A 9,201-nucleotide genomic window follows, 5' to 3' on the forward strand; every position below is an offset into this window, starting at 1 on the left:
GACACGAAAACGCATCACCGTTGCGAGTGTGCACTTGCGTATCAATATCAATAAGGATATGTCGAATTCAGGGCGCCTCAAGCAGAGTTGCGAATGTTTCGCAAATTTGTTTCTGGTGTGGTACGAAATTGCCTCTCAAGACCGTCGCCAAGTCTGTAAAAATATGCGCGGCGGGGAGGCTGAAGGAGAACCGGCTTTGACCAGGTCTGAACCGAGGACGACCCCCCGCATGTTGCTCGCAGCGCTGGTCTTGTCTCTATTTGCCGCCATGGTGTGGGCGCCCGCCGTTTACGCCGAAGAGGGCGCGCCGGTGGAGGCAGTCGGGGGCATGGATACAGCCGTTCTCGCAACATTGCCGCATGATCTTTCGCCCTGGGGCATGTTTCTGGGCGCCGATATCGTTGTGAAGGCGGTGCTTATCGGCCTCGCATTCGCTTCCGTGCTGACATGGACGATCTGGCTGGCAAAAAGCTTTGAACTCTCGGGGGCGCGTCGCCGCGCGCGGGGCGCTATGCGGGCGCTGTCATCGGTTGCGACGTTGCCCGAAGCGCTTGCGGCAGTCGGCAAGGGTGATGGGCCGACACAGGCGCTTGTCCGTGCCGCCGATCTTGAGATGCGTGTGTCCGCGGATGTTTCCGCGACGGACAAGGATGGCATCAAGGAGCGCGTCGCTTCGCGGCTTGAGCGCATCGAGGCGGCCGCTGGCAGGCGCATGTCGATCGGCACCGGCCTTCTTGCCACCATCGGCGCGACCGCTCCCTTTGTCGGCCTGTTCGGCACGGTCTGGGGCATCATGAACAGCTTCATCGGCATATCGCAGTCGCAGACGACCAATCTTGCTGTCGTTGCGCCCGGCATTGCCGAGGCCCTGCTCGCGACCGCCATCGGCCTTGTCGCCGCCATTCCTGCCGTCGTCATCTACAACATGTTTGCGCGCGCGATTGCAGCCTATCGGGCAGGCATTGCCGATGTGGCGGCTGAGGTGCTTCGCCTCGTCTCGCGCGACCTCGACCGTCAGGCCACGCAGTCACTGCGCAAAGCGGCGGAGTGAGTTGAACCATGGGTGTCCGGCTCAATCACGGTATCGGCGACGATCTGGAAGAGACGCATGAGATCAACGTCACGCCGTTCATCGACGTGATGCTCGTGCTGCTGATCATCTTCATGGTTGCGGCGCCTCTGGCAACGGTTGACGTTCCGGTCGATCTGCCCGCTGCCACGGCGCGTCAGGCGCCGCGTCCCGACAAGCCGATCATGCTGACGGTGAAGCAGGATCTGACGCTTGCCATCGGCAATAATTCTGTCGCGCGCAACATGCTCGCGCAGGCGCTCGACAGCGCGGCGGGCGGCGACAAGAACCAGCGGATTTTCCTGCGCGCCGACAAGAGCGTCGACTATGGCGATCTCATGGATGTGATGAACGGTCTGCGCGATGCCGGTTATCTGAAGGTTGCGCTGATCGGACTTGAAGCGCCTACGCCATGAGCGCCGTCGAGACATCGGCTTTCAATTCTGAAAACGGCATGCATGCGCGCATGCGCTGGGGCGGCAGCTTTGCTGCGGTGCTGACGTTGCATGTCGGCGTTGCGGTTGCCGCCGCGACATGGGTCGTTCCGGTTCTTGTGCCGCAGGCACCGCCGCCTGCCGTCATGATCGACATGATGCCGACACCGCCCGCGCCGCCGCAGATTGTCGAGGCGAAGCCGGACATCAAGCCGGACGAAATGCCGGTCGTCGAAAAGGCCGAAGTGGTTCTTCACAAACCCAAGCACAAACCGAAACCGAAGGTCGAGCAGAAGAAAGAGCCCGACGCACCGAAATCCTCGCAGGCGCCGGCCGCACCGGCAGCGCCCATGCTCGCCAAGTCGCCCGTTGAGGCGCAGCCGGCGGTGTCGCCAAATTATTTGAGCCTGCTTTATGCGCATCTGGAGCGTCACAAGCGTTATCCAGCAGCGGCGCAACGGCGGCGGCAGACGGGCACGGTCTATCTGCGGTTCACGATCGACAAGAGCGGGCATGTGCTTTCGTCGCGGATCGACAGGTCGTCAGGCGTCATATCTCTCGACACGGAAGCCACGACCATGCTGCGTCGCGCAGATCCGCTGCCGCCTTTGCCGCAGGACATGCATCAGGATACGTTCAGCGTGATCGTGCCTGTACGATTCAATCTCAAGAACTAGCGGGAAGATCGGCGATCAATCGCCTGCGGTTGCCGCACTCGATGCGCGCACCGCGTTGCTGCGCCCTGTCACCTGCATCAAGGTGACGATGACGACGATGGTCGCGAGATAGACCAGAAGTTGCGCGCCGCTGGGGCGGGCCGTGTAGCCGATCAGCGTATGGACAAGCTGGCCGACGATGCTGCGGTCATCCAGCAGCCAGCTGCTGTCCCAGAGGCGTGCCGTCAGGAAGCGCAGATGCCCTGCTTGCTGGATATAGAGGATGGCCTGCGCGGCGAGGCCGGCGGCAAGCAGGGTGATAAGGCCCGAGGTCACGGCAAAGAGTTTGCGCGTGGGGATGGCGAGCAGGCCGAAATAGAGGAATGCCGTGACTGCCGCGCCGCAAGCGATGCCGACAATGCCGCCGATCAGCATTGAGAGGCTGCTCGCGCCGCCTGAAGCCGCAATGCCATAGAGGAAGAGGACAACTTCCGCGCCTTCGCGCAGGACGGCGATGCCGACCACGATGGCGAGCGCCGCCAGCGAGCGTGTTCCTTGCGCGACGGCGGTTCCGATGGCCCGCATGTCCTCGGCCATTTCGCGGCCATGGCTTGCCATCCACACGTTGTGCCAGGTGAGCATGACGACGGCGAGGAGGAGGATGGAGGCGTTGAAGAGTTCCTGACCGGAGCCCTGAAAGAGGCCCGCTATGCTGCCTGCGAAGGCGGCAACGAGACAGGCTCCCGCAATTCCCCCTGCCACACCATAACCAACCCAGAGCCCTCGCAGTGAAACGCCGCGGGTGGCGGCCAGCACGATGCCGATGATAAGTCCGGCTTCGATGACTTCACGGCAGACGATGACGAGGGTTGCAAGCATGGCGCGGCGCTCCGGGGCCTAACGACGTGGTGCCAGTCTATATGCAAATTGTTCTCAAGAACAAGATCGGCGCTAGCCGAAACGCCCTGTCACATAGTCGCGGGTGCGGACATTGGAGGGATTGGTGAATATCTTTTCCGAAGTGTCGAATTCGACCAGTTCGCCCAGATACATGAAGGCCGTGTAGTCCGAGGCGCGGGCGGCCTGCTGCATGTTATGGGTGACGATGACGATGCAATATTCCTCGCGCAGTTCCTCGATCAGCTCCTCGAGCTTGGCGGTCGAGATGGGATCGAGCGCGGAGGCGGGTTCGTCCATCAGCAGGATCTGCGATTTGACGGCGATGGCGCGCGCAATGCAGAGGCGCTGCTGCTGGCCGCCGGACAGGCCCGTGCCGACGGCGTTGAGCTTGTCCTTCACCTCGTCCCACAAGGCGGCGCGCGTCAGGGCCCAATGCACGCGCTCTTCAAGATCGGGGCGCGACAGGCGCTCATAAAGGCGGATGCCGAAGGCCACGTTGTCGAAGATCGACATGGGGAAGGGCGTCGGCTTCTGGAAGACCATGCCGACCTTGGTGCGCAGCCGTGTCAGGTCGAGCGAGCGGTCGAGGATGTTCTGGCCGTCGATGACGACTTCGCCGGTCGCGCGCTGGCCGGGATACATTTCATAGATGCGGTTCATCGAGCGCAGCAGCGTGGACTTGCCGCAACCCGACGGGCCGATAAAGGCGGTGACGCGGCGGTCGGGGATCGAGATGTTGATGCCCTTCAGAGCTTCGGTCTGGCCGTAATAGAAATGCAGGTCGCGCACCGCGATCTTCTCGGGATGGGCCCGACCGTCGTTCAGGTCGCGTTCGGAATGCGCGAGAGGCGGCATCATGGGATGTTGCGTGGTCACGGACGGCCTGTCCTTTTCTTGGTCAGAAGGCGGGCGAGGATATTGAGGAACAGCACCGTCGCGGTGATGAGCAGCGCGCCGCTCCATGCGAGCTGTCGCCAGTCTTCATAGGGGCTCAACGCGAACTGATAGATGACGACCGGAAGGTTCGCCATCGGCGCGTTGAGGTTTGAACTCCAGAACTGATTGCTGAGCGCGGTGAAAAGCAACGGTGCCGTTTCGCCGCTGACGCGCGCAACTGCAAGCAGGATGCCGGTCAGAATGCCCTGGAAGGCGGCGCGGTAGCTGATCTTGACGATGATCTTCCAGCGCGGCGCACCAACGGCGGCGGCGGCTTCGCGCAAGCTGTCGGGCACGAGCACCAGCATGTCTTCGGTCGTGCGCACGATGATCGGCACGGCAATGATCGCCAGCGCGACGATACCGGCGATTGCCGAGAAGTGGCCCATCGGCACGACGAGAAGGCTGTAGACGAAAAGGCCGATGACGATGGAGGGCGCGCTCAGGAGCACATCGTTGATGAAGCGCACCGTGCCGGCGAGACGATTGGTGCGGCCATATTCGGACAAATATGTTCCGGCGAAAATGCCGACGGGTGTTGCGATGAGGATCGCGAGCGCCGTCATCACAAGGCTACCGAAGATCGCATTGGCAAGACCGCCGGGGCTTCCGGGCGGCGGCGTGTTCAAGGTGAACAGCGCGGGACCGAGCGCCTTCACACCGTTCGACACGAGCGTCCAGAGAATGGTGCCGAGAATGGAAAGCACGACCGCCGTGATGAACAGCGCCAGGCCCGTCGCCGCGATATTGGCGATGCGTCTCTGCTGCGGACGGGTCATCGGCGCGCTCCCGCTTTTGCATATTCGTTGCGGAGCAGAAGCCGCTTGCCGATGGCGAGCACGGTAAAGGTCAACACGAAGAGAACGAGGCCGAGGCCGATCAGCGACGATGTGTACATGTCGGAGACGGCTTCGTTGAATTCATTGGCAAGCGTTGCCGAGATGGTCGTCGTCGGATCGAAAAGCGTTTTTGGCAAGCGGTGCGCGTTGCCGATGACGAAGGTGACGGCCATCGTCTCGCCGAGTGCGCGACCAAGGCCCAGCATGACCGCGCCGACAACGCCGGTGCGGCAGTAGGGCAGGACGATATGCCAGACGACTTCCCAGCGCGTCGCGCCGATGCCATAGGCGCTTTCGCGCAGGACGGCGGGCACGCTTTCAAAGACGTCGCGAATGACGGCGGTGATGAAGGGCAGGATCATCAGAGCGAGAATGAGGCCCGCGAGCAGAAGGCCGATGCCGATGGGCGGGCCGGAAAAGAGGTGGCCTATGACTGGAATCGGGCCAAGCCATTTCGCCAGCGCCGGTTCCAGCGTCGACTGGAAATAGGGCGCGGCGACGAAGAGGCCCCAGATGCCATAGATGATGCTTGGCACGGCGGCGAGCAGTTCGACGGCAATGCCGAGCGGCGCGCGCAGGCGGTAGGGGCAAAGTTCGGTCAGGAAGAAGGCAACGGCAAAGGCGCATGGCACGCCGACGACGAGAGCGATTGTAGCGGTTGCGATGGTGCCGACAAGCGGCACGAGCGCGCCATAGCGCTCCGTCACCGGGTTCCAGGATTTGCTCGTCAGAAAGTCTAGGCCCAGCACCTGGAGAGCGGGTGTCGCGCCGTCGATCAGGACGATGACGATGCCGCCGAGAAGCAGAAGCACCACAAGTGTGAAGGTGAGCGTCGTCGCGCGAAACAGACTGTCGCCGATCCAGGCACGGCTCATGCGGCTCAGGCGTTTCGTGCCCTCTATGTCATCGGCCAGCGACATGCGATCGAATACTCCAGAGGTCAGAAAACGGGTTTGCCGGATTTGTCGACAACCTGCGCCCAGCTTGCTTCAACAAGCGCGACGACGGGTTTGGGCATCGGCACATAGTCGAGACCCTCGGCAAGCTTGTCGCCATGCGTGTAGGACCAGTCGAAGAAGCGCAAGACCTCTCTGGAGGTTTCGGGCTTTGACGGCTTTTTTTGGAGCAGAATGTAGGTCGCCGCCGTCATCGGCCAGCTTTCGGCGCCGGGTTGATCGGCGAGGATAAGGTGGAAGCCCTTGGCGTTTTTCCAGTCGGCATTGGCAGCGGCGGCCTGAAAGCTTTTCAGGCTCGGCTCGACGAACTTGCCCGCCTTGTTCTGCATGGCGACGTAGGAAAGATTGTTGTGCAGCGCATAGGCGTATTCGACATAGCCGATGGAGCCGATCATATGGCCGGTCATCGAGGTGACGCCGTCATTGCCCTTACCGCCGATGCCCACCGGCCATTCGACCGCCGTATTGACGCCGACCGCGCTCCAGCCCGGATAAACGACGTTCAGATAATAAGTGAAGTTGAAAGTCGTACCTGAACCGTCCGAGCGATAGACGACGGCGATGGCCTGATCGGGAAGGGCTATGTCCGGATTGACCTTGGCGAGGGCCGGGTCATTCCATTTCGTGATTTCGCCGAGATAGATGCGAGCGAGGATTTCGCCGGTCAGCTTCAATTCACCGGGCTTGATGCCGGGAAGATGCACGACCGGCACGACGCCGCCCATGACTGTCGGAAACTGGGCGAGGTCGGCCGCATCGAGATCGGCTGCGGAGAGCGGTTTGTCGGTCGCGCCGAAATCGACCGTCTTGGCCTTGATCTGCTTGATGCCGCCGCCCGAGCCGATCGACTGATAGTTCACGGCTGTGCCGGTTTCGGCGTGATAGGCCTCGGCCCATTTGGCATAGACGGGGTAGGGGAAGGTTGCGCCCGCGCCGGAAATATCGGCGGCCTGAGCAGCAGGAGAGAAAGCCAGTAACACCCCTGCGAGGCATACCGCGCGTCCCGATTTCCTGAAGTTTTTCAACATCCTGTCAGGGTCTTTCGCTCGTCGATTCCCGTGGCTCGGCGTTCAGGGCCTTCACTACGACGATTGAATGACGGTTTTATGACAGTTGTGTCATGGAGGGGGAGTTAGGGGCGCTGGAAGCCCAGCACCTGACCCTCTCCCCCGAGGGGGAGAGGGTTGGAATGGCAGATAATCATGGAAAATCAGGCGAACGCGTAGGCCCCGCCTTTTTCCAGCGCCTTCTTGTAGGCCGGGCGCGCATGGAGGCGATCGACCAGATCGAGGAGGTTTGGATAGTCGGCAAGGAAGCCGCGGACCTTGGCGGCTTCAAGCGTGAAGGAATTCTGGATGTCGGCGGCGCTGAATTCCTTGCCGAGCAGGTAGCCGCCTTTTTCAATCGAGTTGTTCATGTAGGAGAGGTGGTTCGCGATTTCGCTGGTGATGCGGGGTGCGAGCGGGGCGGCGGCATCGCCCAGGCGGCTCGTATAGAGAGCCAGCATCAGCGGCAGCATGGCCGAGCCTTCGGCGAAATGCAGCCATTCGATGTATTTGTCGTAAGCGGGTGTGCCTTCAGCGGGGCTGAGCTTTCCCTTGCCGTATTTCTTCGTCAACAATTCGATGATGGCGCCCGATTCCGCCATCACCTGATCGCCGTCGGTGACGACGGGCGACTTGCCGAGGGGATGGATCTTCTTCAGCTCCGGCGGGGCGAGGTTCGTCACCGCGTCGCGCTGGTATTTGACGATCTCGTAAGGCACTCCCAGCTCCTCAAGGAGCCAGAGGATGCGCTGCGAGCGCGAATTATTGAGGTGGTGGACCTTAATCATCGGCGCGCTCCTGATAGTTGTTCTGCCTATTGCGGCAAATGGCTTTTTACGAAGGCGGCTATCTTGACGATTGCCTGTTCGCCTTCCGGCAAGCGGTCGGCGGTGAGTTGCCAGACGTGCCAGACCTTGGGCCAGACATCGAGCGTGGCCGCGACGCCTGCTGTCTTCATCTTGTCAGCCATGCGGGTGCTGTCGTCGAGTAACATTTCCGTGGCCCCGACCTGAAAGAGGGTCGGCGGGAAGCCCGTGACGTCGCCAAAGAGCGGGGAAAGGAAGGGGTCGCTCGCATCGCCGCCGGGAAAATAGCGCGGGCCGGTGGTTTCCATCATGGCGGGAATGAACATGGCGTCGGCCTTGGCGTTGGCCGTGATCGAATTGCCGCTGGCGGTCAGGTCGGTTGCGGGCGAGAGGCAGACAAGGGCGGCGGGAAGCGTGAGGCCTTCGGCCTTGAGGCGGAGCGCCAGAGCGAGCGTCAGGTTGCCGCCTGCGCTGTCGCCGCCGACAATGATGGCAGAGGCGGGGATGCCCTGGTCGAGCAGGGCGCGATAGGCGGCGACGCAATCGTCAAGGCCCGCGGGATAGGGATGTTCGGGCGCGAGGCGATAGTCGATCGCATAGACGGGAATGCCGATCTGCTTTGTCAGCCGCCAGGTGAGGGGACGATGCGTGGCGGGCGAGCCCGCGACCCAGCCGCCGCCGTGAATATAGAGAAAGGCAGCGCCGGTCTTTGAGCCGGGCGCGGAGAGGCGCTCGGTCGGCACGCCGCCAAGGCTGGTCTGTTCGACCGTGATGTCTGCGGGCAGCGGCGGCTGCATGCCGACCATGCCGTCCATGATCGGACGCAGCAGCATTATGTCGGGGTTCTTCCGGAGCTTCCGTTTGATTTGAAAGCGGATCAGATAATTCAGTGCGAAGAGCTGAAAGCTCACGGTGGCCCCCGATGCAAAATTTATGTCCGGTGATGCAATCGGTCGGCGGCGAGGCTGTCAAGAAAAGAAGGCTCAGGCCGATGCGCTTGCTGCCGAACGGCGGATCACGCGGACCAGCATCAACACCGCAGCAAGCTCCAGCAAGCCTGCCGCGAAGAAGGCAGCACCCGGAAAATTGACTGGCGCGGCGGCGCTTGTGAAATAGCCGAAGAGCTGGGTCATGACGACCGGCCCGATGATCGCCGTCATGCCGCTGATGCTTCCAAGCGCGCCTTGCAACTCGCCTTGGGCGTTGGCGGGCACGAGCACCGAAATCAGGCCATTGATCGACGGGAATGCCAGTCCTGCGAGGGCGGCGGGCACCATGAAGGCATAGAGCGCCCAGCCGGTTGTCGAAAAGGCGTAGCCGAAATAGCCGATGGCGGCGAAGACGAGGCCGACATAGGCGGCGCGCTCAGCACCGATGCGCGGAATCACAGAACGGATCAGGCCGCCTTGCACGATGGCCATTGAGAGGCCCGCAACGCCGAGCGAATAACCGATCTCCCGCACCGACCAGCCGAATTTTTCCATCACGTAAAAGGACCAGATGCTCGGCAGTACGAAATGGGCAAACTGGTGAAAGAAGAGCGTGATGGCGAGCATGGC

General features: G+C 62.0%; 11 protein-coding genes. 3 read left to right on the plus strand and 8 right to left on the minus strand.

Going from position 1 to position 9,201, the window contains the following annotated elements:
• Positions 1–163 precede the first annotated feature (163 nt).
• Genes exbB through WA943_RS11300 form a run of 3 tightly spaced genes read left to right on the plus strand, consistent with a single transcriptional unit; the run spans position 164 to position 2,180 of the window.
• A complete protein-coding gene (gene exbB / locus WA943_RS11290; RefSeq protein ID WP_424469978.1) occupies positions 164–1,051 on the plus strand; it encodes a tonB-system energizer ExbB in 888 nt (295 codons plus the stop codon).
• Between the two features lie 8 nt (positions 1,052–1,059).
• Positions 1,060–1,485 carry a TonB system transport protein ExbD gene (gene exbD, locus WA943_RS11295; RefSeq protein WP_424469979.1) on the plus strand — a complete coding sequence of 142 codons (426 nt, stop codon included), beginning with the start codon at positions 1,060–1,062 and terminating at the stop codon, positions 1,483–1,485.
• On the plus strand, positions 1,482–2,180 hold the full coding sequence (locus WA943_RS11300) for an energy transducer TonB (RefSeq protein WP_424469980.1): 699 nt from the start codon (positions 1,482–1,484) through the stop codon (positions 2,178–2,180). Before exbD ends, WA943_RS11300 begins: the two co-directional genes overlap by 4 nt.
• Before the next feature lie 15 nt (positions 2,181–2,195).
• Here the strand turns inward: WA943_RS11300 and WA943_RS11305 are convergent, their stop codons facing one another.
• The 8 genes from WA943_RS11305 to WA943_RS11340 form a co-directional block, all read right to left on the minus strand.
• On the minus strand, positions 2,196–3,038 hold the full coding sequence (locus WA943_RS11305; RefSeq protein ID WP_424469981.1) for an FTR1 family iron permease: 843 nt from the start codon (positions 3,036–3,038) through the stop codon (positions 2,196–2,198).
• Positions 3,039–3,110: 72 nt separating this feature from the next.
• Complete coding sequence (gene pstB, locus WA943_RS11310; RefSeq protein ID WP_424469988.1) at positions 3,111–3,914, minus strand: phosphate ABC transporter ATP-binding protein PstB; 804 nt, start codon at positions 3,912–3,914, stop codon at positions 3,111–3,113.
• A 17-nt stretch (positions 3,915–3,931) separates the two neighbouring features.
• On the minus strand, positions 3,932–4,774 hold the full coding sequence (gene pstA, locus WA943_RS11315) for a phosphate ABC transporter permease PstA (protein ID WP_424469982.1): 843 nt from the start codon (positions 4,772–4,774) through the stop codon (positions 3,932–3,934).
• Positions 4,771–5,754 carry a phosphate ABC transporter permease subunit PstC gene (pstC, locus tag WA943_RS11320; RefSeq protein WP_424469983.1) on the minus strand — a complete coding sequence of 328 codons (984 nt, stop codon included), beginning with the start codon at positions 5,752–5,754 and terminating at the stop codon, positions 4,771–4,773. The genes pstA and pstC overlap by 4 nt, the downstream gene beginning before the upstream one ends.
• 20 nt (positions 5,755–5,774) lie before the next feature.
• Positions 5,775–6,818, minus strand: a complete 1,044-nt coding sequence (pstS, locus tag WA943_RS11325) for a phosphate ABC transporter substrate-binding protein PstS (RefSeq protein ID WP_424469984.1) — start codon at positions 6,816–6,818, stop codon at positions 5,775–5,777.
• 182 nt (positions 6,819–7,000) lie between these two features.
• Positions 7,001–7,624 carry a glutathione S-transferase family protein gene (locus tag WA943_RS11330; RefSeq protein WP_424469985.1) on the minus strand — a complete coding sequence of 208 codons (624 nt, stop codon included), beginning with the start codon at positions 7,622–7,624 and terminating at the stop codon, positions 7,001–7,003.
• 26 nt (positions 7,625–7,650) lie between these two features.
• Entirely contained in the window at positions 7,651–8,475 is an 825-nt protein-coding gene (locus WA943_RS11335; RefSeq protein ID WP_424469986.1) for an alpha/beta hydrolase, read from the minus strand.
• A 150-nt stretch (positions 8,476–8,625) separates the two neighbouring features.
• Positions 8,626–9,201, minus strand: a 576-nt coding sequence (locus tag WA943_RS11340) for an MFS transporter (RefSeq protein WP_424469987.1), incomplete at its 5' end; no start/stop codon positions are given.

This window comes from Parvibaculum sp. (genome assembly GCF_049651025.1).
Lineage (GTDB): Bacteria > Pseudomonadota > Alphaproteobacteria > Parvibaculales > Parvibaculaceae > Parvibaculum.